The organism is Nocardioides mangrovi, from assembly GCF_020073815.1.
GTDB classification, from domain to species: Bacteria; Actinomycetota; Actinomycetes; order Propionibacteriales; family Nocardioidaceae; genus Nocardioides; species Nocardioides mangrovi.
The window spans coordinates 18,711-42,256 of sequence record NZ_JAIQZJ010000010.1 but is presented as its reverse complement, the minus strand read 5'-3'; the positions used below and the strand labels follow the sequence as shown (position 1 = coordinate 42,256).

20 protein-coding genes and 1 pseudogene are annotated in these 23,546 nt (G+C 72.6%); 11 read left to right on the top strand and 10 right to left on the bottom strand.

The window, feature by feature from the left end; translation table 11 throughout:
- Nucleotides 1-17 precede the first annotated feature (17 nt).
- Nucleotides 18-1,586 (top strand): methyl-accepting chemotaxis protein, encoded by a 1,569-nt coding sequence (locus K8U61_RS16825; protein ID WP_224124200.1) that lies wholly within the window; start codon nt 18-20, stop codon nt 1,584-1,586.
- 8 nt (nt 1,587-1,594) lie between these two features.
- Here K8U61_RS16825 and K8U61_RS16820 read toward each other — a convergent pair whose 3' ends face one another.
- A complete protein-coding gene (locus K8U61_RS16820; protein ID WP_224124199.1) occupies nt 1,595-2,734 on the bottom strand; it encodes an MFS transporter in 1,140 nt (379 codons plus the stop codon).
- 56 nt (nt 2,735-2,790) lie between these two features.
- On the opposite strand from K8U61_RS16820, the gene K8U61_RS16815 reads away from it, so the two are divergent.
- Nucleotides 2,791-3,777 (top strand): ArsR/SmtB family transcription factor, encoded by a 987-nt coding sequence (locus K8U61_RS16815; protein WP_224124198.1) that lies wholly within the window; start codon nt 2,791-2,793, stop codon nt 3,775-3,777.
- 40 nt (nt 3,778-3,817) lie between these two features.
- Nucleotides 3,818-4,294 carry an SRPBCC family protein gene (locus K8U61_RS16810; RefSeq protein WP_224124197.1) on the top strand — a complete coding sequence of 159 codons (477 nt, stop codon included), beginning with the start codon at nt 3,818-3,820 and terminating at the stop codon, nt 4,292-4,294.
- On the opposite strand, the gene K8U61_RS16805 is transcribed toward K8U61_RS16810, so the two are convergent.
- The gene (locus K8U61_RS16805; RefSeq protein ID WP_224124196.1) at nt 4,291-6,267 is read right to left on the bottom strand and encodes a thioredoxin domain-containing protein; all 1,977 of its coding nucleotides are present in this window, start codon (nt 6,265-6,267) and stop codon (nt 4,291-4,293) included. The two genes, K8U61_RS16810 and K8U61_RS16805, sit on opposite strands and share 4 nt — an antisense overlap.
- 145 nt (nt 6,268-6,412) lie before the next feature.
- Here K8U61_RS16805 and K8U61_RS16800 point away from each other — a divergent pair, with 145 nt between their 5' ends.
- Together K8U61_RS16800 and K8U61_RS25535 are read left to right on the top strand one after the other, a co-directional pair.
- The gene (locus K8U61_RS16800) at nt 6,413-8,074 is read left to right on the top strand and encodes a sensor histidine kinase (protein WP_224124195.1); all 1,662 of its coding nucleotides are present in this window, start codon (nt 6,413-6,415) and stop codon (nt 8,072-8,074) included.
- Nucleotides 8,075-8,292: 218 nt separating this feature from the next.
- Nucleotides 8,293-9,975, top strand: coding sequence for a sensor histidine kinase (locus K8U61_RS25535; RefSeq protein ID WP_224124194.1), 1,683 nt, complete (start codon nt 8,293-8,295; stop codon nt 9,973-9,975).
- On the opposite strand, the gene K8U61_RS16790 is transcribed toward K8U61_RS25535, so the two are convergent.
- On the bottom strand, nt 9,954-11,036 hold the full coding sequence (locus tag K8U61_RS16790; RefSeq protein ID WP_224124193.1) for an NAD(P)H-dependent amine dehydrogenase family protein: 1,083 nt from the start codon (nt 11,034-11,036) through the stop codon (nt 9,954-9,956). The two genes, K8U61_RS25535 and K8U61_RS16790, sit on opposite strands and share 22 nt — an antisense overlap.
- A 49-nt stretch (nt 11,037-11,085) precedes the next feature.
- Between K8U61_RS16790 and K8U61_RS16785 the strand changes: the two genes are divergently transcribed.
- Nucleotides 11,086-11,838, top strand: a complete 753-nt coding sequence (locus K8U61_RS16785) for an SDR family oxidoreductase (protein ID WP_224124192.1) — start codon at nt 11,086-11,088, stop codon at nt 11,836-11,838.
- A gap of 255 nt (nt 11,839-12,093) precedes the next feature.
- Here K8U61_RS16785 and K8U61_RS16780 read toward each other — a convergent pair.
- A pseudogene (locus K8U61_RS16780) lies at nt 12,094-12,843 on the bottom strand (glycosyltransferase 87 family protein); the annotation flags it as partial.
- A gap of 205 nt (nt 12,844-13,048) precedes the next feature.
- Between K8U61_RS16780 and K8U61_RS16775 the strand changes: the two are divergent.
- Entirely contained in the window at nt 13,049-14,689 is a 1,641-nt protein-coding gene (locus tag K8U61_RS16775) for an acetyl-CoA acetyltransferase (RefSeq protein WP_224124191.1), read from the top strand.
- Nucleotides 14,690-14,741: 52 nt separating this feature from the next.
- A complete protein-coding gene (locus tag K8U61_RS16770) occupies nt 14,742-15,743 on the top strand; it encodes an AraC family transcriptional regulator (protein ID WP_224124190.1) in 1,002 nt (333 codons plus the stop codon).
- A gap of 193 nt (nt 15,744-15,936) precedes the next feature.
- Here the strand turns inward: K8U61_RS16770 and K8U61_RS16765 are convergent, their stop codons facing one another.
- Complete coding sequence (locus K8U61_RS16765; protein WP_224124189.1) at nt 15,937-16,212, bottom strand: hypothetical protein; 276 nt, start codon at nt 16,210-16,212, stop codon at nt 15,937-15,939.
- 12 nt (nt 16,213-16,224) lie between these two features.
- Nucleotides 16,225-17,076, bottom strand: a complete 852-nt coding sequence (gene mca / locus K8U61_RS16760; RefSeq protein ID WP_224124211.1) for a mycothiol conjugate amidase Mca — start codon at nt 17,074-17,076, stop codon at nt 16,225-16,227.
- A gap of 62 nt (nt 17,077-17,138) precedes the next feature.
- Between mca and K8U61_RS16755 the strand changes: the two genes are divergently transcribed.
- Nucleotides 17,139-17,537 (top strand): DUF4307 domain-containing protein, encoded by a 399-nt coding sequence (locus K8U61_RS16755; protein WP_224124188.1) that lies wholly within the window; start codon nt 17,139-17,141, stop codon nt 17,535-17,537.
- A 194-nt stretch (nt 17,538-17,731) separates the two neighbouring features.
- A complete protein-coding gene (gene greA, locus K8U61_RS16750; RefSeq protein ID WP_224124187.1) occupies nt 17,732-18,241 on the top strand; it encodes a transcription elongation factor GreA in 510 nt (169 codons plus the stop codon).
- Here the strand turns inward: greA and ilvA are convergent, their stop codons facing one another.
- The 3 genes from ilvA to K8U61_RS16735 are packed head-to-tail and all read right to left on the bottom strand — an operon-like array spanning nt 18,242 to nt 21,980.
- On the bottom strand, nt 18,242-19,447 hold the full coding sequence (gene ilvA / locus K8U61_RS16745) for a threonine ammonia-lyase (RefSeq protein WP_224124186.1): 1,206 nt from the start codon (nt 19,445-19,447) through the stop codon (nt 18,242-18,244).
- Nucleotides 19,440-20,792, bottom strand: a complete 1,353-nt coding sequence (locus K8U61_RS16740) for an AI-2E family transporter (protein ID WP_224124185.1) — start codon at nt 20,790-20,792, stop codon at nt 19,440-19,442. Before K8U61_RS16740 ends, ilvA begins: the two co-directional genes overlap by 8 nt.
- A 24-nt stretch (nt 20,793-20,816) precedes the next feature.
- Nucleotides 20,817-21,980 (bottom strand): cystathionine gamma-synthase, encoded by a 1,164-nt coding sequence (locus K8U61_RS16735; RefSeq protein ID WP_224124184.1) that lies wholly within the window; start codon nt 21,978-21,980, stop codon nt 20,817-20,819.
- Nucleotides 21,981-22,161: 181 nt separating this feature from the next.
- Between K8U61_RS16735 and msrA the strand changes: the two genes are divergently transcribed.
- On the top strand, nt 22,162-22,812 hold the full coding sequence (msrA, locus tag K8U61_RS16730) for a peptide-methionine (S)-S-oxide reductase MsrA (RefSeq protein ID WP_224124183.1): 651 nt from the start codon (nt 22,162-22,164) through the stop codon (nt 22,810-22,812).
- Between the two features lie 54 nt (nt 22,813-22,866).
- Here msrA and K8U61_RS16725 read toward each other — a convergent pair whose 3' ends face one another.
- Nucleotides 22,867-23,526 carry a TetR/AcrR family transcriptional regulator C-terminal domain-containing protein gene (locus K8U61_RS16725; protein ID WP_224124182.1) on the bottom strand — a complete coding sequence of 220 codons (660 nt, stop codon included), beginning with the start codon at nt 23,524-23,526 and terminating at the stop codon, nt 22,867-22,869.
- Nucleotides 23,527-23,546: the final 20 nt, after the last annotated feature.

Below are 23,546 nucleotides of genomic sequence, written 5' to 3'. Positions count from 1 at the left end.
CCGAGAGGACGAGTCTCATGAAGAACTTCCGCTGGACCGTCGGCCGCAGGATCGCCGGCATCACCGCCATCGCACTGTCGTCGACGCTCCTGGTGACCGCGGTCGCCTGGGTCGCCGCCGGAAGCGTCGAGCACGACGCCGAGCGCGCCCGCGCGCACGCCGATGCACGCGCGCTCCTGCAGTCGCTCGACGGACGCTCGAGCGAGCTCAAGGTCGACGCCTTCAAGGGCGTGACCTTCGCCGACGTGTCGTCGGCCCAGGCCGACGTCGACGACGACACGGGCCAGGTCGCCGACATGATCGCGGGCCTCCGCAAGCTCGACCTCGACCCCGACGACGAGGCGCGGATCGACGACATCGAGGCGGCCTTCGCCGACTACACCTCGTCGATCAAGCAGTTCGTGGACGCGGCCGCGACCGACCAGGACGGCCAGCGCGCGAAGGCCGAGGACATCCAGAAGGCCAACGACAAGATGGACGTCGTGCTCGGCGACGCCGTCGACAGCATCGGCAAGGACTCGGTGTCCGCGTCCGACGCGCTCCTGTCGACGGTTCAGAGCCTCAAGGTCAAGATCCTGCTCTTCGCGCTCCTCGGCCTGCTCGTCGCCTCTGCCGCCGCCTGGCTGATCAGCCGCAGCCTGGTCGTGCCGCTGCGAGCGGCCATCGACGCCCTGCAGCGCTTCGCCCGCGGCGACCTGACGCACCGGCTCCCCGAGGAGAGCACCGGCTGCGTCGGTGACCTCGAGACGGCCTTCAACGAGAGCATCGAGTCCGTGAGCGCGATCGTGCGCACGGTCGCCGGATCGGCGGACGCCGTCGCGGCCGCCTCGGAGGAGCTCTCGGCGTCCTCGCACCAGATCGCCGCCGGTGCCGAGGAGACCTCGGTCCAGGCCGGTGTCGTCTCCGGTGCGGCCGACGAGGTCTCCCGCAACGTGCAGACGGTCGCGGCCGGCTCGGAGGAGATGAGCGCCTCGATCCGCGAGATCGCCCAGTCCGCCAACGACGCCGCCCGCGTCGCCTCCGAGGCCGTCTCCATGGTGGAGAAGACCAACGAGACCGTCGGCAAGCTCGGCACCTCCTCGGAGGAGATCGGCGCGGTCGTCAAGACGATCACCTCCATCGCCGAGCAGACCAACCTCCTCGCGCTCAACGCGACCATCGAGGCCGCCCGGGCCGGCGAGGCCGGCAAGGGCTTCGCCGTCGTCGCCAACGAGGTCAAGGAGCTCGCCCAGGAGACCGCCCGCGCCACCGAGGACATCGCCCGCCGCGTCGAGGCGATCCAGAACGACACCACCGGCGCGGTCGCCGCGATCGGTGAGGTCGCGGCCATCATCGGGTCGATCAACGACTACCAGCTGACCATCGCCTCGGCCGTGGAGGAGCAGACCGCGACCACCAACGAGATGTCGCGCAACGTCGCCGACGCCTCGACCGGCTCGGGCGAGATCGCCACCAACATCACCTCGGTGGCGACGGCGGCGGACTCGACGACCCAGGCCGTCAACCAGACGCTCTCCGCGATCGAGGAGCTGGCCCGCATGTCGGGCGACCTCCGGGTCCAGGTGAGCCGGTTCACGATCGCCTGACAACGACGTCAGGCCGTCAGGGAGACCTCCCCTCTCCCTGTTGCGGTCGCCGTCACCAGCGCCGGGGCGACCATGGCGGCGAGGGCGTAGCCGGTCTGCGTGAGGCCCTGGTAGGCACCGGCGCTCGCGGGGTCGGCCAGCTCGAAGGCCAGCCCCCAGCCGCCGGCCTCGCACCAGATCTCCGCCCACGTGCCGAACAGCTCGGCGACCACGAGCAGCGCCACCGCGGCGACCGCACCGACGCTGCCGGCGGCGCCGTAGAGCAGACAGGCCGCGGCGAGCAGCAGGCTGCCGCGCCGGACCGTCCGACCGGCGACCGCCACCTCGTGGGTGCCCCGCGCGGCGCGCACCTGGAAGAGCGCGACGATCACCGTGTTGAGCACGAGCAGCACCGAGATCACCACGGTGGGCGCCTCGGTGCGCGTCACGATCCACAGCGGTACGCCGACGCTGGTCATGCTGAACTGCATGGCGATCACCGACGTCAGCACGACGGTGGCGACGTACGTGCGGTCGCGCAACGGCGAGCGGCCGCGCACCCGCCCCGGGTCGAGGTGGACGTCCATCACCGACCCGAAGCCGAGGACGCGCCGGAGCCCGAGCAGGGGGACCGTCGAGGCGACGAGGAGCGCCGCGACGACGACCATCGTGGTGCGGTACGCCGCCGCGGTGTCGACCAGCAGCGCGAGCGCGGCGAGCACCGTGCCGAGGCCGATGAAGACGTTCGTGACCACCCGCAGCCGGGCCCGCACCTCGACGCGGTCGGCACCCGTGAACCAGCGCGCCTGGAGCGCGGCCTTGGCCGAGCCCTGGAGGCTCCGGCTGCCGACCGCCACGGCGGCGACCAGGACGAAGGCGAGGGTCGACCCGGCGAAGACGTAGGCGAGCATCGCCAGTCCCTGGACCGCGTTGGCCCCGAGCTGCAGCCGGTCCGCGCCGACCCGGTCGGCGGCGTACCCGCCCAGGAACGAGGCCAGCACGCCCACCGCCCCGGCGACCGTGAGGCCGAGGCCGACGGTGGTCGGCGCGAGTCCGATGACCCGGGTGAAGTAGAGCGCGCTGACGCTGTAGAAGAGCCCCGTCGCGAGCGACGCGGAGGCGGTCGTCAGCGTCAGCGAGCGATGCACGGGTTCGGCGGGGAGGACCACGAGAGAGTTCTCCCACGGCGTTCGGGGCCGCCACCAACGATGTAGCGTGATGCTTCATGGTCGGGCTGATCGAGTACGAGCTGGCCGGTGCCGACCTCGGCGAGGTCCGCTTCGCACTGTCCCCGATGAACGAGCTCGCGCTGTCGCTGCGCACCTGGCGCGAGCCGGGTCGCTACCCGCTCCAGCTGCCCTGGCTGCACCGCACCGCGGCCGCCCGCGCGGCGCTCGACGGCGAGATGCTGCTGGCCCTCACCAACGAGCAGCTCTGGACGCCCGACTTCCTGACCCCGCGGCCGTGGTCGCCCCTCACCCGCTTCGACGACGAGCTCGCCGCGCTCGCCGAGACGCCCCTGGACGTCGTCCGCGACGACATCGCCGAGGTGCATCCCGATCCGGCCACCCGACCCGCGGTGCTCCGGGGCCGACGCGACCACGTGCTCCGCCGGATCACCCGCGCGCTCGCGGCGTACTGGACCGCCTGCTTCGAGCCGTGGTGGCCGCGGATGCGCACGGTCCTCGAGGCCGACATCGTCTTCCGCGGGCGCACCATCGCGCGCGAGGGCCTGGCCGCGATGTTCCTCGACCTCTCGCCGCGGATCCGGCTGGTCGACGACCCGGACCCGGTCGTCCGGGTCGAGATGACCTCGAAGGTCGGCTTCCGTCGCACCACTGCCGGCGCCGGGCTCACCCTTGCGCCCTCGCTCTTCACCCGCAACGCGACCGCCCCGATCTCCGCCGACGAGCCGCCGTTGATCCTGTACGGCGCGCGCGGCGCCGGCACCCTCTGGGAGAGCGACCGTCCCGCGGCGCCGCGGGCCCTGGCGGGACTGGTCGGCGAGGTCCGCGCCCGCCTGCTCGGGCTGCTCGACTCCCCCGCGTCGTCGACCGAGCTCGCGGTGCGGCTGGGCGTCACGACCAGCGCGGTCAACCAGCACCTCCGGGCGATGCGCGACGCCGGACTGCTCAGCTCGGCCCGGCACGGGCGCTCGGTGCTCTACCTGCGGTCCGGGCTCGGCGACGAGCTGGTGCGCGCCGCCGGGTGAGCCGGGTTTCAGCCGCGCGGCCAGCGGTCACCGTGCGGTCATGGGCCAGTTCTCCGCCGAGACGCACGCCGTCGCCGTCATCACCGCGCCCCGCGACCGGATCTGGGCCGTGCTCACCGATCCCGGGCTGGTGGCGCGGATGACGCCCTTCGCCAAGCGGATCACCGAGGACGGCGGCCACTGGCGCTGGGAGCTCAGCGGGCTCAAGGTCCTCGGCGTCGGGCTGGCGCCGGAGTTCACCGAGCGGATGACCTACGACGAGCCGAGTCGCATCGAGTTCCGCCACGACCCGCCGGACGGCGTCGCCGAGCGGGCCGGTGTCGAGGGCTGGTACTCCCTCGACGAGGCCGAGCAGGGCACCCGCCTCGAGACGTCCCTGCGGATCACCCTCGACCTCCCGTTGCCGCGCGCGTCGGGCGGCGCCGTGCGCAAGGCGATGGGCTCGGTGGTCGACCAGATGGGCGACCGGTTCTCCGCCAACCTGCTGTGCCACCTCGACGCCGAGCAGGTCGCCTAACGCGCCAGTGCGACCTCGAGGTCGGCGACCTCGGTGACGGGTCGTTCGCAGACGAAGTTGTGGCACACGTACGCCGCGGGTCGCCCGTGGACCGGTCCACGTCCCGCCAGCAGCGGGATCGCGTCGGTCGGTCCGTCGCCGACCACGACGACCGCGCCCGGGTGCCGACGCGCCCGACGCTCCAGGGCGTCGCGCTGGGGCCCGGGTGCGCCGACGACCGCCACCTCCAGCGGGCCTCCGGACATCGCGACCGCGGCGGCCAGCGACCAGCCCGCGAAGCGCGGCGCCCTCTCGGCGAGCACGGCCACCGTCGCCAGCGCCGCCTCGGCGGCGTCGCGGTGACGGCCCGACCCGGTGATCGCGGCGTACGTCGAGAGGGCGTGGACGAGCGAGGACAGGCCCGACGGGGAGGCGTTGTCGGAGGGGTCGCGCGGGCGCGCGACCAGGGCCTCGGCGTCGTCGGCGGTGTCGTGGAAGCCGCCGTCGTCCGCGGCGAAGCGGTCGAGCGCGACGTCGAGCAGCAGCCCGGCCCGCTCGAGCCACACCGGGTCGCCGGTCACCTGGAGCAGGTCGAGGAAGCCGGCCGCCACGCACCCGTGGTCCTCCAGGACGCCGGCCGGGGTGCCGACGACGCCGTCGCGCGACACCCGCCGCAGCCGCCCGTCGACCACGTGCACCCGCCACAGCAGGTCGCCCGCCGCCCGCGCCTCCTCGACGTACCCGGCGGTGCAGAGCCCGCTGATCGCCAGGCCGTTCCAGGCCGCGACCACCTTGTCGTCGCGGGCCGGGCGCACCCGCTCCTCGCGCGCGGCCAGCAGCCGACGGCGTACGTCGACGAGCCGGTCGGCACCCGGACCCTCGGGGTCGCGGAGCAGCTGCAGCGTCGAGGCGCCGTGCTCGAACGTCCCGGACTCGGTCACCTCGAAGACCTGCGCCGCCCAGGCACCGTCGTCGGGCCCGAGGACGTCGACCAGCTCGGCCGGCGTCCAGGCGTAGAACTTGCCCTCGACGCCCTCGCTGTCGGCGTCGAGCGCGGAGGCGAAGCCGCCCTCGGCGGTGCGCAGCTCGCGGACCAGGAAGTCGGCGACACCACGGGCCACCCGGTCCCCCAGGGGCGTCCCCCACTCGGCGTACACCCGCAGCAGCAGCGCGTTGTCGTAGAGCATCTTCTCGAAGTGGGGCACCACCCAGTCGCGGTCGACGCTGTAGCGCGCGAAGCCACCGCCGAGCTGGTCGTGGATGCCGCCGCGCGCCATCGCCTCGAGCGTCGCGTCGGCCATCCGCCAGGCCTCGGTGACCGTCTCGCCGTCGCCGTCGCCGGCGACGCGGAGGAGGTACTCGAGCACCATCGACGGCGGGAACTTCGGCGCCCCGCCGAAGCCGGCGGAGCGCTGGTCGAACTCACGCGCCAGCGTCACCACCGACTGCTCCAGCAGGTCCGACCAGTCCTGCCCGTCGCCGGCCGGGACCGCACCGCCGGCGGCGAGGTGCTCGCGCAGCGTCTCCGCGACCCGCGCGACCTCGTCACCGCGGTTGCGCCACGCGTCGCTGAGCGCCTCCAGGACCTGCCGGAAGGACGGCTGCCCGTGGCGCGGCTGGTCGGGGAAGTAGGTGCCCGCGAACCAGGGGTTGCCGTCGTGGTCGAGCACGCAGGTCATCGGCCAGCCGCCGCTGCCCGTCATCGACGTGGTGGCCTGCATGTAGACGGCGTCGACATCGGGTCGCTCCTCGCGGTCGACCTTGATGCTGACGAAGTGCTCGTTGAGGTACGCCGCGGTGTCCTCGTCCTCGAAGGACTCGTGCGCCATCACGTGGCACCAGTGGCAGGCGGCGTACCCGACCGAGAGCAGCACCGGCACGTTCCGGCGCCGCGCCTCCGCGAACGCGGCCGGCTCCCACTCCCACCAGTCGACGGGGTTGCCGGCGTGCTGGAGGAGGTACGGCGAGGTCGCGTCCGTCAGGCGGTTGGCCACCGCGCCACGGTATCCAGCCCGAGCGGTCCGCTCCGGACCGGGACCGATGTCGCTCTCTGTCCGGAAACTCATCTCGCATCGGCTCCGCCTGCCGATAGGAGGTCTGGAGGGCGGATGACAGGGGCGCCCGGAAGGAGACGGTGCCATGACACCGAGGATCGCGACGCTGGCGCAGCGTCTCTTCTGGTTGGGTGGCGAGCCCGATCCCCGGGCCGTCCAGCTCGGCTTCGTCCTGCTCCTGCACCTCGCCCTCGTCGGCGAGCACCCGATGAGCATCGGCGGACACAGCGCCGCCCTCTGGTCGCTCCGGCTCTCGATCCTCAGCCTCGCCGCGGTCCTGGTCGTCACGCCGCGGGTCCGCGACGTCGGCGTCATGATCCGGGTGCTCGCCAACGTCGACCTCGCCCTGATCGGGATCTCCGCGCTCGACCTCGACGTCGGGACGCTCCCCCTGGTGGTGCTGCCCGCCATGTGGCTCGGGCGCCAGCTGCGCTGGAGGGCGGTCTGGCGGGCCGGCCTGTCGACGACCGTGCTCGTCACGCTGCCGGGCACCCTCGTCCACGGCAACACCGACCAGACCGCGGTCCAGCTCGCCTCGCTGCCCTTCGTCGCGATGATGGCCGTCGTGGCCATCGCCGTCGGCCTCGACACCGCGCGCCGCGCACAGGAGGAGGCCGAGCAGCAGCGCGCGGAGGCGCAGCGCGCGCTCCAGGCCCTCGCCGACCAGCGGCGCGACACCGACGCCATCGTCGAGGCCGTCGACGTCGGCCTGGTGCTGCTGGACGAGGACGGCGGGGTCCGGCTGCGCAACCGGCGCCAGGAGTCGATCGACGCCGCCAAGTACCCCTCAGGCCGGGGCCGCGGCCTGCCCGAGCACGTCTACGACCAGGACGCACGTACGCCGTTGCCGATGCTCGCGCTGCCCAGCACCGCGGCCGCTGGAGGCGCCGAGTTCGACGACTTCCGGATCTGGGTCGGGGCCGACCCGCGCACGCGACGGGCGCTGTCGGTCTCGGCCCGTCAGGTCGTCGACGGCACGGGTGAGCGGACCGGGGCGGTGCTGGCCTACAAGGACGTCACCGACCTGATGCGCGCCCTGACCGTCAAGGACGACTTCATCGCGCTGGTCTCGCACGAGCTCCGCACGCCGCTGACCTCGATCTACGGCTACGTGACGATGCTCGCCGAGCAGGACGACGTGCCCGAGCCGATGCGTCGCCAGGTGGAGGTGATCGCCCGCAACACGGCGCGGCTCAAGACGCTGGTCGAGGACCTGCTCCAGGCCGCCCAGGTCGCCGCCGGCGAGCTGCGGATCCGTCCGGTCCCGGCCGACCTGGCCATGCTGGCCCGGGAGGCCGCCGAGTCGGCGATGCCGGCGGCCGACGCCGCGGGCGTCCAGCTCTCCGCGGACCTGCCCACCAGCCTGCCCATGACCGTGGACCCGGTGCGGATGGCCCAGGTGCTCGACAACCTGGTGTCGAACGCCGTGAAGTACACCCAGCCCGACGGCTGGGTGCGGGTGGAGGGACACGCGCTGAGCGACCGGGTCGAGATCCGGGTCGCGGACAGCGGGATCGGGATCCGCCCCGACGAGCTGGTCGAGCTCTTCCGCAACTTCTTCCGGACCGAGGAGGCCTCGCACCGCGCGGTCCAGGGCGTCGGGCTCGGGTTGTCGATCAGCCGCACGATCGTCGAGGCGCACGGCGGCCGCATCGACGTCAGCAGCCAGCCCGGACGCGGCAGCGTCTTCACGGTCGTGCTGCCCGTGGAGGACGCCGCCGCTGTCGAGGTCCGGGCGGTCTCGTGAGGACGAACGGCTCAGACGCCGCGGCCCCCACGCACCCGGCCGAGGATGAAGAGCACGAGCGCGATGATCGCGAGGATGATCAGGATCGTCCACAGCATGACAAGGTCCTCCCTGTTCGTGCGCCGTTCGTACGGCGCCCGTCCGCTCAGTGCCCCGACGCGGCCGACGACAAACGCAACCTCGCCACACGCGGGCTCTCGCGGGCGTACGGTGCGACCGTGGCCCCGAGGTCGGCGACCCTGCGCACCCTGGTGGCGGTGACCCTGGGGGTTGCCGCCGCCGTCTACGTCACCACGTCGAGCGCTGCGGTCGCGGACCTGTGCTACCTCGGTCCGCTGATCGCCGCCGCGATCGGTGCGTGGATCGGCGCCGAGCGCGGGCCACGGGAGGGCCGCCTCGTCCCGCGCCTGATCGCCATCGGCCTCTCGCTGAGCGCGCTGGGTGACGTGCTGTGGACCGTCGTCGACCGGGCGGGCGGCAACACCGACCTCTCCGTCGCCGATCCCGCCTGGCTGCTCAGCTACGCCTTCCTGGGGTCGGCGCTGTGGATCGTCCTGGCGCGCAGCCGGCCGGCGGGTGGGGTCGACCTGGACTTCGTCGTCGACGCGCTCACCATCGCGGTCGTCAGCCTGCTGGTCTTCTGGCGGATCTCGATCGCGGACATCGTCGCCGACTCCACGGCCTCGGCGCTGGACCGGGTGACCTGGGCGACCTACCCGGTGCTCGACGCGTTCCTCTTCGCCCTGGTCGTGCGGGTCCTGCTGAGCCCTCGTGCCCGCGCCGCGATCGACCCGTGGCTCGCCGTCGGCGTGGTCCTCTGGCTCGGCGCGGACGTCGGCTACCTGGTCGTCGACGACCACGACGCCTCGATGGTGCTCGACGTCGCCTGGATGGTCGCGCCGGCGCTCATCGCCACGGCCGCATGGCGCGGCGGCCACCGGATCGACGAGGCCGACCGACCGACCAGCGCCCGATGGATCTCCCAGCTGGTGGTCGCGGTGTGCCCGCTCCTGGTCCCGCCGGCACTCGAGCTGTCCGCCGACCTGCGGGACCAACCCGACCAGCCGCTCCAGCTCTTCGTCGGCACGATCCTGCTGATCGTGCTCGCCTTCGTCCGCACCGGACGCCTGCTGATCTCCGAGGACCGGTCGCGGCGCGAGCTCGCGCTGGCGCGCGACCACGCGCTGGCGGCCTCCGAGGCCAAGTCGATGTTCCTCGCCAACATGAGCCACGAGCTGCGCACCCCGCTCACCACCGTGCTCGCCGCGAGCGAGCTGCTCGAGGACACCCCGATGACCGAGCCCCAGCTGCGCCTCCTCGCCCGGATGCAGCGCGCCGGCCAGCGCCTGATGACGCTCCTCGAGAGCCTCCTCGACTTCTCCCGCGTCGAGGCCGGTCAGGTCACCCTGCAGTCCGTGGACTTCGACCTCGCCGAGGTGCTCGACGACATCGTCGCCGGCCGCCTCGCCGACGCCCAGGCCAGGTCCGTCGAGCTCAGCCGCGAGATCCACCCCGACCTGCCGCGGAGCGTGACCGGCGACCCGGTGCGCGTCGCGCAGGTGATCGGCAACCTCGTCGACAACGCCGTGAAGTTCACCCACGAGGGCCGGGTGTCCGTCGAGGCGCGACCGGCGGACGACGACCGGTGCGTGCGGATCACGGTGACGGACACCGGCATCGGGATCCGCGAGTCCGACCAGGTGTCGGTGTTCTCCTCCTTCACCCAGGTCGACGGGTCGGCGACGCGTCGCTACGAGGGCAGCGGGCTCGGCCTGGCCATCTGCAAGGAGCTGATCGACCTCATGGGCGGTTCGATCTCCCTGGCCAGCGAGGTCGGGCGAGGGAGCACCTTCGACGTGGTCCTGCCGCTCCGGGTGCCTCAGCGGGTGGGCGCGGCGTAGGTCCCCCGACCCGTCGGCAGCGGGAGGTCGAGGGTGGTGACGATGCCGGGAGCGGCTGCGTGGACGTCGGGGATGGCGTTCACGATCCGACCGCAGGCCGCGACGATCGCGGCGTGGTTGTGGTCGCCGTGCTCGCTGCTCGGCACGATGTCGACGACGTACGACGGCTCGCCGGTGATCTCGACGCGATAGGCACCGCCGCCGGAGGTCGGGCGCGCCCAGTCGGGGCGCAGGTCGTCGCGGGTGCGGGTGACGTGCTCGACGACGATCGCCGGGTGGCCGGCGACCATGCCGGTGATCGAGAAGTGCAGGGCGGCGATGGTGCCCTGCTCGATCCGGCCGGCGGCGATGTCGTAGGACTCGGGCGCCGGTTCGGCCTCCCAGAACTCCACGATCTCGTCGACCTCGATGCCGAGCCCGGCGGCCATCATCCGGATCGCCGTCCCCCAGGCGAAGCCGAGCACGCCGGGCAGGAAGAGCATCGGCGTCTCGTCGACCGGCTTGCCGAAGCCCATGAGGTCGAACATCACCTCGGCGCCGTCGTACGTCGCGTAGTCCGCCAGCTCGTAGCAGCGGATCTGCTCGACGCGCTGGCAGGTGCTGGCCAGGGCGAGGGGCACGAGGTCGCTGGCGAAGCCGGGGTCGACGCCGGTGATGTAGACGGTGGAGCCGCCGGCCCGCGCGGCCTCCTCGACCTTCTCGATCACCTTCTCCGGCAGCGTGCCCGTCGGGAACTGCAGCGTCCCGGGCGCCGACCCGACGACGTCGATGCCGGCCGCCAGGAGCCGGCGGACGTCCTGGGTCGCCTCGACCGGCCGGGTGTCGCCCATCGCGCAGTAGACGACGACCTCGGGTCGCGCCTCGATCAGCTCGTCCGTGCTGCCCACGGCCACGACGCCGGTGCGCACGTCGAGGCCGGCGAGCTCGCCCGCGTCCGCGCCGACCTTGTCGGCGTTCGTGGTGCTCACCGCCACGAGCTCGAAGCGGTCGTCGGTGATGAGCTGGCGGAGGGTCAGCCGGCCGGCGTTGCCGGTGGCGACCTGGGCGACGCGGATGGTCATCTGGATCTCATTTCTAGAACCTGTTCTAGCGCGATGCTAGCCTGCGGCCATGGGTCGTGTGGAGGGCAAGGTCGCCCTGATCAGTGGCGGAGCGCGCAACATCGGCGGTGCCTCCGCGCGGATGCTCGTGGCCGAGGGCGCGCAGGTCGTCATCGGTGACCTGCTCGACGAGGAGGGTCAGGCGCTCGCCGAGGAGCTGCGCCAGGAGTTCGGGCAGAGCAGCGCGACCTACGTCCACCTCGACGTCACGTCCGAGGAGGACTGGGCGGCCGCGGTCGAGCTGGCCACCTCGACGTACGGGAAGCTCGACGTGCTCTTCAACAACGCCGGCATCTTCAACGGCGGCCAGCTCCAGCGCTACCGACGCGAGCACTGGCAGCAGATGCTCGACGTCAACCTCACCGGCGCCTTCCTCGGCATGAAGGCCGCGGCCGACGCGATGATCGCCGCCGGCGGCGGCTCGATCATCAACACCTCATCCATCGAGGGCCTGCGCGGCACCCCCTGGGCGCACGGGTACGTCGCCTCCAAGTGGGGCCTGCGCGGGCTCACCAAGTCGGCCGCGATGGAGCTCGCGCCGCACGGCATCCGGGTCAACTCACTCCACCCGGGTCGCATCTCCACGCCGGCCACGGACCAGATGCCCGAGGACCTCATCCCGATCCCGCTCGGCCGGCCCGGCCGGGTCGAGGAGGTCGCCACCTTCGTGGTCTTCCTGGCCAGCGACGAGGCGACCTTCACCACCGGCTCGGAGTTCACCATGGACGGCGGGACCGTCATGCACATCCCGACGAAGATCTGAGCGCAGCGACCACGCCACCAGCGCGACGAGCACCAGCGAGACCCACACGTAGGAGTCGCCGGGGACGTGCTCGACCATGCCCCAGTCGTACTCCCGGTCGTCGCGGAACGGCGCCCACCAGATCGCCCGGGACAGGAAGAGCAGCACCCAGGCGATCGTGAAGCCGCGCGCCCAGCGCCACGGCGTGCACCACAGTGCCGCCGCTGTCGGCACCGCCCACACCCAGTGGTGGTCCCACGAGATCGGGGAGGCGTAGAGCATCGCGAAGGCCGCCAGGCACAGGCCCAGCGGCCGTGCGGTCGGGAGCGGCGAGCGCCAGGCGGCGGCCGCCACGAGCAGCGTGAGGCCGGCGACGGCCGAGGCCACCGCGAACCACAGGGCGGTCCCGGCCTCGTGGCCGACGACGCGCGACAGCATCCCGTTGACCGACTGGTTGCCGGCGAAGGCGACCCCGCCGATCCGGCTCGGCTCCCACAGCACCGACGTCCAGTAGCTCCAGGACTGCTGCGGGGCGGCGAGGCCCGCGGCGGCGACCGTGGCGGCGAAGGTCGCCAGGGCGGTGCCGGCCGCCCGTCGCCGACCGGTCAGCACCAGGAAGGCCACGAGGACCAGGGGCGTGAGCTTCACCCCGGCCGCCAGACCGACCAGCCACCCCGACGTACGACGGTCGTCGCGGAGGACGTCGTAGGTCACCGCCGCCATGAGCAGCAGGTTGACCTGGCCGAAGGACAGGGTCGCCCAGACCGGCTCGCTGAGCACGGCGCCGGCGACGACAGCCGGGAGCGCCCACCACGGCGCCGGCGGGCAGCACCGCAGCACCAGCGCGACCACGGCCGCGAGCGCGACCACGCTCGCGAACGTCGTCAGCGCGACCGCGAGCGGGAACGGCGGCACGGTGAGCGGCAGCATCAGCAGCGCCGCGAACGGCGGGTAGGTGAAGGGCAGGTCGGAGATGTCGAGGTGCACGTCGTAGACCCGGCCGTGGAGGACCGCCTCGGCGCCCATCCGGTAGACCTGCAGGTCGATGAAGCGCGCCCAGCGCCAGGCGACCAGCCCGCACACGAGCGCGGCCACGGCCGCGACCGACCCGGTGGCGAGCACGCGTCTGTCCACGCTGGGACGCTAGCCGCGGATCGCCGTACGGAACCCGGCGCGGCGCCATCATTCGGGCAGCGTTCTCCGACTATTTGCGGACGCGTACCGTCGCGGCATGCGCTCCCCGGACCGGTACGACGACCTCGACCCCGCCACCCCCGTGCTGGTCGGCGTCGGCCAGTACGCCGAGCGGATCGACGACCCGGGCTACGCCGGCTTCTCCGCCGCGGACCTGGCCGGGCGAGCGGCGGCGACGGCGCTCGCCGACACCGGTGCCGACCCGGCCGCCCTCGCCGCGGCGATCGACACCGTGGCCGGCGTCCGCCAGTTCGAGACCTCGACCCCGATCGCCGAGGCGCCGCTCGGCCGCGCCGACAACTTCCCCCGCGCCGTCGCCCGGCGGGTCGGCGCCGACCCGGCCCACGCGATCCTCGAGGTGGTCGGCGGGCAGGCGCCGCAGGCGTTGGTCACCGAGCTGGCCGGGGCGATCGCGGCCGGCGAGCGCGAGGTCGTCCTCGTGACGGGCGCCGAGGCGATCTCGACCGCGCGGCACCTCGCCGGGTCCGACGACCCGCCGGACTTCTCCGAGACCGTCGGCGGCCAGCTGGAGGACCGCGGCATCGGGCTGCGCGGCCTGGTCTTCTGGCAGACGGTGATCCACGGGTTGCTCGACGCGCCGGTGCAGTACGCCCTCTTCGAGAACGCCCGCCGTGCGCGCCTCGGCCTCTCGCGCGAGGAGTACGCCGCGGGCATGGGCGCGCTCTTCGCGCCCTTCACCGAGGTGGCCGCGGCCAACCCGTGGTCCGCAGCGCCGGAGGTGCGCACCGCGCGCGAGCTGGCCACCCCGACCGAGCGCAACCGCCCGATCGTCGACCCCTACCCGCGCTTCCTGGTCGCGCGCGACCAGGTCAACCAGGGCGCGGCCGTCCTGCTCACCTCGGTCGCCGCCGCACGCCGGCTCGGGATCCCCGAGGACCGCTGGGTCTTCCTGCACGGCCACGCCGACCTGCGCAGCCGCGACTTCTTCGACCGGCAGGACCTCTCGGCGTACCCCGCCGCCGTACTGGCGGTCCGGCACGCCCTCGAGGTCGCGGGCCTCGGGCTCGACGACGTCGATCTCCTCGACCTCTACTCCTGCTTCCCGGTCGCGGTGTCGAGCGTCCTCGACGGGCTCGGCCTCGACGCCGACGACCCGCGCGGGTTCACCCTCACCGGCGGCCTCCCCTTCTTCGGCGGCGCCGGCAACAACTACTCGATGCACGCCATCGCCGAGGCCGTCGAGCGCTGCCGGGCCGAGCCCGACGCCGTCGCGCTGGTCGGCGCCAACGGCGGGATGCTCTCGAAGTACTCCGTCGGCCTCTACTCCGCCCGCCCGGCCGCCTGGCGCGCCGACGCCAGCTCCGAGGTGCAGGCCGAGATCGACGCCTGGCCGGCCCCGACGCTCGACCCGCACCCCGAGGGCTGGGCGACGGTCGAGACCTACACCGTCCGCTTCGGCCGCGACGGCCACGGCCCGGGCATCGTGGTCGGTCGCCTGGAGGAGAGCGGTGCGCGCTTCATGGCCACCGCCCCCGAGGACGACGAGGAGGTCTTCGCGGTCCTCGGCGGCCCGGACCCGGTCGGCCGCCGCGTCTACGTCCGGGCGTACGCCGACCGCAACCTCGTCTCCACCGACCCGGGCCGGCTGGCGCCCGCGGGCGAGGTGGACTGGACCGCCGTCGACCGCCAGGCGGCGGAGTTCGAGGCGTCGCTCTAGCAATCTCGGCGTTCCGGTTGCGAGGTCGGCGATCGGGACGCAGGGTCTCTCCATGATCCTCATCCGAGGAACGTCGCTCACCGGGTTCGTCGACCTCGTCGACGAGCTGGGCGGGGACAGCGCACTGCTCCTCGAGCGGGCGGGGATCGCGCGGGAGTCCGTCGGCGACTTCGGGAGCTTCATCAGCTTCGTCGCCATGCTCCAGGTCGTCGAGGCGGCCGCCGACGCGACCGGGACGATCGGCTTCGGCCGGCGGCTCGCGACGCGTCAGGACATCGAGGTGCTCGGGTCGGTCGGCGCCGCGGCCCGGACCGCACCCACGGTGGGCGCGGCGATCCGCACCTTCCAGCGCTACCTGCGGGCCTACACCCCCGGCGCGGTCCCGCGGCTCGAGCCCGCCGGGGACGGCCGGGTCCGCTTCTTCCTGCAGCGGACGCTGCCCGGCCCGCCGTACTCCCAGGCCGCGGAGGTCGGCCTCGGCCTGGCGCTGCGGGTGGTCCGGCTGCTGGTCGCGCCCGGCTGGCACCCGCTCGCCACCGAGCTGGCGCACCGGCCGCTCGGGACGGTCGAGGACTACGAGCGCCACTACGAGTCGCCGTGCACCTTCGGGCAGCCCGTGACCGGCTTCGTCTTCGCCGCCTCCGACCTGGACCGACCGCTCTCCAGCGACGCCGAGACGCACGACGCGATGGTGGCCTACCTCCAGTCGGTGACCAGCACGACGCAGAGCACCGTGCCGATGGTCAACGACCTCATCCGCCGGCTGCTGCCGGGCGGCACCGTGGAGCTCGCGGTCGTCGCCGACGGGCTCGGCCTGCACCCGCGCACCCTGCAGCGGCGGCTCGAGGACGAGGGCGTCACCTTCGTCGAGCTGGTGCAGGACGTGCGCCGGCGCACGGCGGAGAACTACCTGCGCGACACCGACATGTCGTTGCGCCACCTCGCCACTGAGCTGGGCTACCTCGAGCAGAGCACCTTCAGCCGCGCGAGCCGGCGGTGGTTCGGGATGAGCCCGCTGGCCTACCGGAAGGCCCTGCGCCAGACAGTGGGCTGATGCTCACGCGACCCCGAGCACGCGCCGGCCGGTGCGGCCCCGGGATGCTGCACCGACCTGGCGACGCGGTCGCGTTGTGGCAGCAATTCTGGTGGGTGCGCTCCCACGGGGCCTTGCCGCCGAGCGACAGCTTCTTGTCATTTCGCGACAGAGCGGCCGTGACGGCGGTGAGCCGGCTCACGCCGGCCGGGGCTCAGGAGGACTGCTGCGTGGTCCCGGGGGTCTCGGACGGCTCGCCCTCGACCGGCGGCAGGGGCGCCTTCTTCTTGTCCGACGGGTCGTAGAGACCGGCCTCCTCGGCGGCGTCGACCTTGCGCAGCTGCTTGACCAGGCTCCACCCGAGGAAGGCCACGGCGAGGATCAGGGCGATGAAGATCGCGAACGCGAGCCAGCCGGCCTTGACGTCGTTGTCCTCGGGGACCTGGTCGACGTAGACGAGCACCTGGGGAAGGAGGTTGAGCACCTGCATGGGACCAGTCTCTCAGGCGGGGTCGGTGATGCCGGCGAAGAGGTCGTCCTCCGGGGTCGGAGCGTCCACGAACGACGTCACCAGCTCGAAGTCCTCGGTCGGCCAGGTGTCGGCCTGGATCTCCCGCGGGATCGCGAACCAGAACCCGTCGGGGTCGATCTGGGTCGCGTGGGCGAGCAGCGCCTGGTCACGGACGCCGAAGTAGTCCGAGCAGGGCACCCGCGTGGTGACCCGGGCCTCCCACTCCGGCTCGTCCTTCCAGTCCTTGAGCCGCTCCTCCCACGGCGACTCCAGGCCGTGGGCGATCATCGCGTCGTGGATCGCCTGGATCCGCGCCTTGTTGAACGAGTGGTGGTAGTAGAGCTTGAGCGCCTGCCACGGCTCCCCCAGCTCGGGGTAGCGCTCCGGGTCGGCGGCGGCCTCGAAGGCGTAGACGCTGATCTCGTGGCACTTGATGTGGTCGGGGTGCGGGTAGCCGCCGCGCTCGTCGTACGTCGTCAGGACGTGCGGCCGGAAGTGTCGGATCAGCCGGACCAGCGGCGCCGCGGCCTCCTCGATCGGCACCAGCGCGAAGCAGCCCTCGGGCAGCGGCGGCTTCGGGTCGCCCTCCGGCCAGCCGGAGTCGACGAAGCCCAGCCAGTCCTGGCGGATGCCGAGGATGTCGCGGGCCCGCTCCATCTCCTGGCGGCGGATCTCGGTGATGTTCTCGAGGATGTCCGGCCGGTCCATCTTGGGGTTGAGGATCGAGCCGCGCTCGCCGCCCGTGCAGGTCGCCACGTGGACGTCGACGCCCTGGGCGACGTACATCGCGGTGCTCGCCGCCCCCTTGCTGGACTCGTCGTCGGGGTGGGCGTGCACGTGCATGAGCCGGTAGCCGGTGCGGGGGTGCTGCGTCACCCCTCGATCCTAGATGGGACCATTTCGGGGTGACCGTTGCGCCCGACCTCGCCGGCCGCTACGGCGCGCCCGCGCCCTGGCGGCGACGCGTCGTGCTCGGCCTATGCGTCGTCGTCGCGGCCGCCTTCCTCGGCTGGCTGGGCTGGACGATCTGGGAGCAGTCGACGCCGGAGGTGCAGTCGAGCCTGGTCGGCTACGACATCGTGGACGAGCACCAGGCGGACGCCACCGTCGACGTGAGCCTGCGCGACGAGGACGTGCAGGCCACCTGCACGCTGCGGGCCTACGCCGAGGACCACTCGGTCGTCGGCGAGCTGCCGTTCACCCCGGTCGACGGGCGGCAGACCCAGTCGGTGCGCACGGAGCGGGAGGCCACCTCGGTCGAGCTGCTCGGCTGCACCGCGCCCGGCCAGAACCGCCCGCGCTGACCGTGCCGGTCGCCGTTCGACCTGCGTTCCGAGCGCTCGGTTGTTAGACTCTTCGGTCTGACGCCTCCCCGCAGGGCCGTCGTGAAACGGTCCGGCGCAGTCGCGCACACGCCGTTTGACGGCATCCACGGGAGGGCACCACCGACGAACGGCGGAGCGTTCCGCCGTACCTCGACGCACAGCAGGAGTACCCCATGACGCAGGCAGCAGAGCAGGGCAAGGTCTGGCTGACCCAGGACGCCTACAACAAGCTCCAGCAGGAGCTGGAGGACCTCAAGGGTCCGGTCCGCCAGGAGATCATCGCCCGGATCAGCGCCGCCCGCGACGAGGGCGACCTCAAGGAGAACGGCGGCTACCACGCCGCCCGCGAGGAGCAGGGCAAGCTCGAGGGCCGGATCCGGCAGCTCCAGGACATGCTCGACCGCGCCGAGGTCGGCGAGACCCCGGCCGACGACGGCATCGTCGAGCCCGGCATGAAGGTCACCTACAAGTTCGTCGGCGACGACGACGACGAGGCCGAGACCTTCCTCCTCGGCGCGCGCGAGATGGAGGACGCCGCCGGCGGCCTCAAGGTCTACTCCCCGCAGTCGCCGCTCGGCTCGGCGATCATCGGCTCCGCGAAGGGCGACACCGTCTCCTACGAGGCGCCCAACGGCAAGATGCTCGAGGTCGTCATCGTCGACGCGGTGCCGTTCACCGGATAGCTATTCGAAGACGCGGTAGCCGCGCTCCCGCAGCCTGCTGAGCAGCTGCTGGGTGTGCGGCTCGCCGCGCGTCTCGAGCTGGAGGTGCACCTCGACCTCGTCGAGGTGCAGCGACGGCGAGATCCGCTCGTGCGCGACCTCGAGCACGTTGGCGCCCACGCCGGACACGTCGGTGAGCAGCTGCGCGAGCCCGCCCGGCAGGTCGGGGATGCAGACCCGCAGGTTGAGGTAGCGGCCGGCCGCGGCCATGCCGTGCCGGATCACCTTGCCGAGCAGCAGCGGGTCGATGTTGCCGCCCGAGAGGACCGCGACCGCGGGCGTCTCGAAGCGGGTCGGGTCGTCGAGCACCGCCGCGACCGCGGCGGCACCGGCCGGCTCGACGAGCATCTTGGCGCGCTCGAGCACCGCGAGCACGGCGCGCGCGAGGGAGTCCTCCCCCACGGTGACGATCTCGTCCACGTGGTCGCGCACGGCGGCGAAGGTGATCTGACCCGGGAGGCCGACGGCGATGCCGTCGGCCATCGTCGTCATCGACTCGAGCGCGACCGGCTTCCCGGCGGCCAGCGAGCCGGGGTACGCCGCGGCACCCGCGGCCTGGACCCCGATCACCCGGACGTCGGGGCGCGCGGCCTTGATCGCGATCGCGATGCCGGCCAGCAGCCCGCCACCGCCGGTCGGGACGATGACGGTGCGCGCCTCGGGCGCCTCCTCGAGGATCTCGAGGCCGCAGGTCCCCTGCCCGGTGACGATGTCCACGTGGTCGAAGGGGTGGATGAAGACCGCGCCGGTGCGCTCGGAGAAGGCCCGGGCCTCGGCCAGCGCGTCCTCGAGGTAGCGACCGTGGAAGACCACGTCGGCGCCGTACCCGCGGGTGGCCTTCTCCTTGGGGATCGGGGCGCCCTCGGGCATGAAGACGGTGGCCTTGATGCCGAGCAGCTGGGCGGCGAGCGCCACGCCCTGCGCGTGGTTGCCGGCCGAGGCGGCGACGACGCCGCGGGCGCGCTCCTCGGGGGTGAGCCGCGAGATGCGCAGGTAGGCGCCGCGGGCCTTGAAGGAGCCGGTGCGCTGGAGGTTCTCGCACTTGAGCTGCACCGGGCCGCCGGCCAGCGCCGAGAGCCAGCGCGACTCCTCCATCGGGGTGTCGATGGCGACGCCCGCGAGGACCCGCCGGGCCTCCACGATGTCCGGCAGCGTGATCTCACTCATCCGCGACCTCCTCGGGTACGTCGACGGTCTCGCCGGTCTCCTGATAGTCCTCCGCCAGCTCCTCGACCGGGTCGTCGCCGACGCTGGTGTAGGACGCGAGGTGCTGGACCACCGCGTTGAGGGCGGCCGCGATCGGGACGGCGACCAGGGCGCCCGCGACGCCGGCCACGAGCACGCCGGTCGCGATCGCGAGGATGACGGCGAGCGGGTGGACCGACACCCAGCGGCCGAGCAGGAAGGGCTGGAGGACGTGGGCCTCGAGCTGCTGCACGCCGATGATGATCGCCAGCATCACCAGCGCCGTGATCGGCCCGTTGGCGACGAGCGCGACCAGGACGGCGACCGTGCCGGCGATGGTGGCACCGATGAGGGGGACGAACGCGCCGAGGAAGACCAGCACGCCGATCGCGAGCACGAAGGGCACGCCGATGATCGCGGCGCCGACGGCGATCCCGACCGCGTCGACCGCGGCCACGATCACGGTGGCCCGGACGAACTGGGTGAGCGAGATCCAGGCCACCCGGCCCGAGCTGTCGACGTGGCCGCGCGCGGCCCGCGGCGAGAGCCGGACCAGCCAGGCCCAGATCCGCTCGCCGTCGGCCAGGAAGAAGTAGGTCGAGAACAGCACGATGAAGAAGCCGGCGAGCACGTGGCTGACCGCGGTGCTGACCTCGGTGACGCTGCTGAGCTTGACGCCCTCCTTGGTGCGCTTCTCGATCGCGTCCTGGGCGTTCTGGATGTAGTCGTTGATCTGGGAGTCGCTCGCGTGGAGCGGGCCCGTCTTGAGCCAGTCCTTGATCTCGCCGAGGCCGGCGACCGTCTGGTCGGCGAGGTCGGTGGCGCCGTTCGCGATCTGCTGGCCGGCCAGAGTCAGCAGCAGGCCGACCACGGCGATCCCGCCGATCACGACGACCAGCGCGGACAGGCCCCGAGGCAGGCCGATCCGGACCATCGTGTCGACGAGCGGGATGACCAGCGCCGTGATCAGCACCGCGATCACCACCGGCAGCACCACGACCGCCAGGAAGCCGACGACGGTGAAGACGACCCAGGCCGCCGCGACGATGACCAGGAACCGCCATGCCCACGCCGCGGCCAGGTCCACGCCCCAGGGCACCTGGCGGGTCATCGACGCGGGCCCGGCCGTGGCCATCGGCCTGTCGAGCTGGGCCTGGCGCTCGTCCCGCAGGTGGGCGAACTGCTGGGCCAGCCGCGCGGCCAGGCGGGCCTCGTGCTCCTCCGCCTCCCCGTCGGGACGGTGGCGCCGACTGATGATCGGCAGGCGGCGGCGGGTCTCGGTGCCCGGGTCGTCGCCGGGGCTCGGGACGTCAGCGTCGTTGCTCACGGCGACAAGGTACCCGGGTGATCGTCAGTCCAGCGCCCGCTCGAGATCGGCGATGAGGTCGTCGGCCGTCTCGATGCCGACGCTGATCCGGACCAGGTCCGCGGGGACCTCCAGATCGGTGCCCGCGACGCTCGCGTGGGTCATCCGTCCGGGGTGCTCGATCAGCGACTCGACGCCGCCCAGCGACTCGCCCAGCGTGAAGACCTCGGTGCGCTCGCAGACCTCGAGGGCGTGCTGCTCACCACCGGTCACGCGGAAGGACACCATCCCGCCGTACCGCCTCATCTGGCGCTGCGCGACCTCGTGCCCGGGGTGGGTCTCGAGGCCGGGGTAGATGACGTCGCCGACCTGGGGGTGGCTGCTGAGGAAGTCGACGACCTTCTCGGCGTTGTCGCAGTGGCGGTCCATGCGCAGCGCGAGGGTCTTGAGTCCGCGCAGCGTGAGCCAGGAGTCGAAGGGGCCGGCGACCGCGCCCATGGCGTTCTGGTGGAAGCCGACCTTCTCGGCGAGGTCGAGGTCCTTGACGACGAGCGCGCCGCCGACCACGTCGGAGTGGCCGCCGCAGTACTTCGTGGTGCTGTGCACGACGACGTCGGCGCCGAGGGTCAGGGGCTGCTGGAGGTACGGCGAGGCGAAGGTGTTGTCGACGACCAGCAGCGCGCCGGCGTCGTGGGCGACGGCCGCGAGCGCGGCGATGTCGCCGATGTTGAGCAGCGGGTTGGTCGGCGTCTCGACCCAGACCAGCCTGGTCTCGCCGGGACGGATCGCCGCGGCCACCTTCTCGACGTCGTCGACGGGGGCGGGGCTGTGGTCGAGCCCCCACACCTTCTCGACCTTGTCGAAGAGGCGGAATGTGCCGCCGTACGCGTCGTCGGGGATGACCACGTGGTCACCCGGCCGGCAGACGCTGCGCACGAGGGTGTCCTCGGCCGCCAGGCCGGAGGCGAAAGCGAAGCCGCGCTCCCCCTCCTCCAGCGCCGCGATGTTGCCCTCGAGCGCGGTGCGGGTCGGGTTGGCCGACCGGCTGTACTCGTAGCCGCCGCGGAGCCCGCCGACCCCGTCCTGCTTGTAGGTGCTGGTCGCGTAGATGGGCGGGATCACCGCTCCGGTGGTGGGGTCGGGCTCGTAGCCGGCGTGGATCGCACGCGTCTCGAAGCCCGACTTGCTGCGGTGCTGCTGCTCACTCATGCCGTCGAGGCTAGTCGAGGGCGGGTTTCCCCGGCCGCCCGGGGAAACCCGCCGAAACGCCGAGAAACGGTCGGCGTGTCGGCAGGTTTCGGCTGACGACCTCGACGACGGCACCGGGAACGACGGGGCGACCATCGTTGTTACAGACTGTGCCCCATCACTCCGACTCCAGGAGGTCCCGTTGTTCTTCACCCGCAAGGCCGAGATGCTCGCCCCCGAGCAGACCCTGACCGGCCGCACCGAGCGCCACTTCGCGCTCTCCGAGCGGCACCGCACGCTCGACGCCCCGGTCGTCACCGACGAGATCCCCGCGGGCTACGAGGTGGCGTACTTCGGACTGGGCTGCTTCTGGGGGGCCGAGGAGGTCTTCTGGCAGGTCCCGGGCGTCTGGTCGACCTCGGTCGGCTACGCCGGCGGCACCACCCCGAACCCGTCGTACGAGGAGGTCTGCTCCGGCATGACCAACCACACCGAGGCGGTCCGGATCGTGTTCGACCCGTCGAAGGTCTCGTACGCCGACCTGGTCAAGCAGTTCTTCGAGGTGCACGACCCGACCCAGGGCTACCGCCAGGGCAACGACGTCGGGACCCAGTACCGCTCGGCCATCTACTGGACGACCCCCGAGCAGGAGCAGGTCGCCCGCGAGCTCACGAAGATCTACGGCGACGAGCTGCACCGCCGTCGGCTCGGTGACATCACCACCGAGATCCGGCCGGCTGCGGACACGCCGTACTTCTACGCGGAGGACTACCACCAGCAGTACCTCGCCAAGAACCCGCACGGCTACCGCTGCCACGCCAACACCGGCGTGCGGTTCCCCGCGACCGCCTGACGCTCCACCCACCCGAAGGCCTCGCGTCCCCGGACGCGGGGCCTTCGTCGCGTCTCAGGCCCGGCCGCGGATCCCGGCCATGAGGGTGTCCATGCCGTCGTCGAGCCACTGGTCGGACGCCGCACAGTCGGTCAGCGACGCCGACGACTCGATGATGCAGGGGAAGCGCTTGGGCGAGAGCGCCTGCAGGGAGGCCCACTTGCGCCGCACCGCCTGCTCCCGCTCCTCCTCGTCCGACCCGATCACCAGGCCGGGCATGCCGGTGACCAGCCCGACCATGAAGAGCAGGGCGTAGACGGCGAGCTGCGAGGCCTGCTCGGTGGAGAAGCCGCCGGCCCGCAGCAGCGCCAGCACGCGCTCGGTGATCTCGCAGCCCGCGTCGTTCTGCAGGAAGCGTCCCTTGACCAGCTCGGCGACGGCGGGGTGCGCGGCGAGCGCCGCGCACAGGGCGTCGAGGACCACGCGCAGCTCGCCGTCCCACGTCTCTGCGCCGGTCTCCTCGGGCAGCTCCACCTCGGCCAGCACGGCCTCCGCGATGCCGTCGAAGAGGGCGTCCTTGTCCTTGAAGTGCCAGTAGAGCGCCATCGGCGTGACCCCGAGATCGGTGGCGAGACGCCGGATGGTGAGCGCCTCGATCCCCTCGGAGTCGGCCAGCGACACGGCGGCCCGGGTGACGGTCTCCCGGCTGAGGCGCTCCTTGGTCCCTTTCACCACGTTGACAACTGTACACCGTA

What these genes read in the sequence shown, in the direction of transcription:
- K8U61_RS16735 (WP_224124184.1), bottom strand. Translation starts at nt 21,980, where the DNA reads ATGAGTGAGCAGCAGCACCGCAGCAAGTCGGGCTTCGAGACGCGTGCG.
- mca (WP_224124211.1), bottom strand. Translation starts at nt 17,076, where the DNA reads ATGCACGTGCACGCCCACCCCGACGACGAGTCCAGCAAGGGGGCGGCG.
- K8U61_RS16770 (WP_224124190.1), top strand. Translation starts at nt 14,742, where the DNA reads ATGATCCTCATCCGAGGAACGTCGCTCACCGGGTTCGTCGACCTCGTC.
- K8U61_RS16825 (WP_224124200.1), top strand. Translation starts at nt 18, where the DNA reads ATGAAGAACTTCCGCTGGACCGTCGGCCGCAGGATCGCCGGCATCACC.
- K8U61_RS16790 (WP_224124193.1), bottom strand. Translation starts at nt 11,036, where the DNA reads ATGACCATCCGCGTCGCCCAGGTCGCCACCGGCAACGCCGGCCGGCTG.
- K8U61_RS16815 (WP_224124198.1), top strand. Translation starts at nt 2,791, where the DNA reads ATGGTCGGGCTGATCGAGTACGAGCTGGCCGGTGCCGACCTCGGCGAG.
- K8U61_RS16810 (WP_224124197.1), top strand. Translation starts at nt 3,818, where the DNA reads ATGGGCCAGTTCTCCGCCGAGACGCACGCCGTCGCCGTCATCACCGCG.
- K8U61_RS16785 (WP_224124192.1), top strand. Translation starts at nt 11,086, where the DNA reads ATGGGTCGTGTGGAGGGCAAGGTCGCCCTGATCAGTGGCGGAGCGCGC.
- K8U61_RS16800 (WP_224124195.1), top strand. Translation starts at nt 6,413, where the DNA reads ATGACACCGAGGATCGCGACGCTGGCGCAGCGTCTCTTCTGGTTGGGT.
- K8U61_RS16765 (WP_224124189.1), bottom strand. Translation starts at nt 16,212, where the DNA reads ATGCAGGTGCTCAACCTCCTTCCCCAGGTGCTCGTCTACGTCGACCAG.
- greA (WP_224124187.1), top strand. Translation starts at nt 17,732, where the DNA reads ATGACGCAGGCAGCAGAGCAGGGCAAGGTCTGGCTGACCCAGGACGCC.
- K8U61_RS16775 (WP_224124191.1), top strand. Translation starts at nt 13,049, where the DNA reads ATGCGCTCCCCGGACCGGTACGACGACCTCGACCCCGCCACCCCCGTG.
- ilvA (WP_224124186.1), bottom strand. Translation starts at nt 19,447, where the DNA reads ATGAGTGAGATCACGCTGCCGGACATCGTGGAGGCCCGGCGGGTCCTC.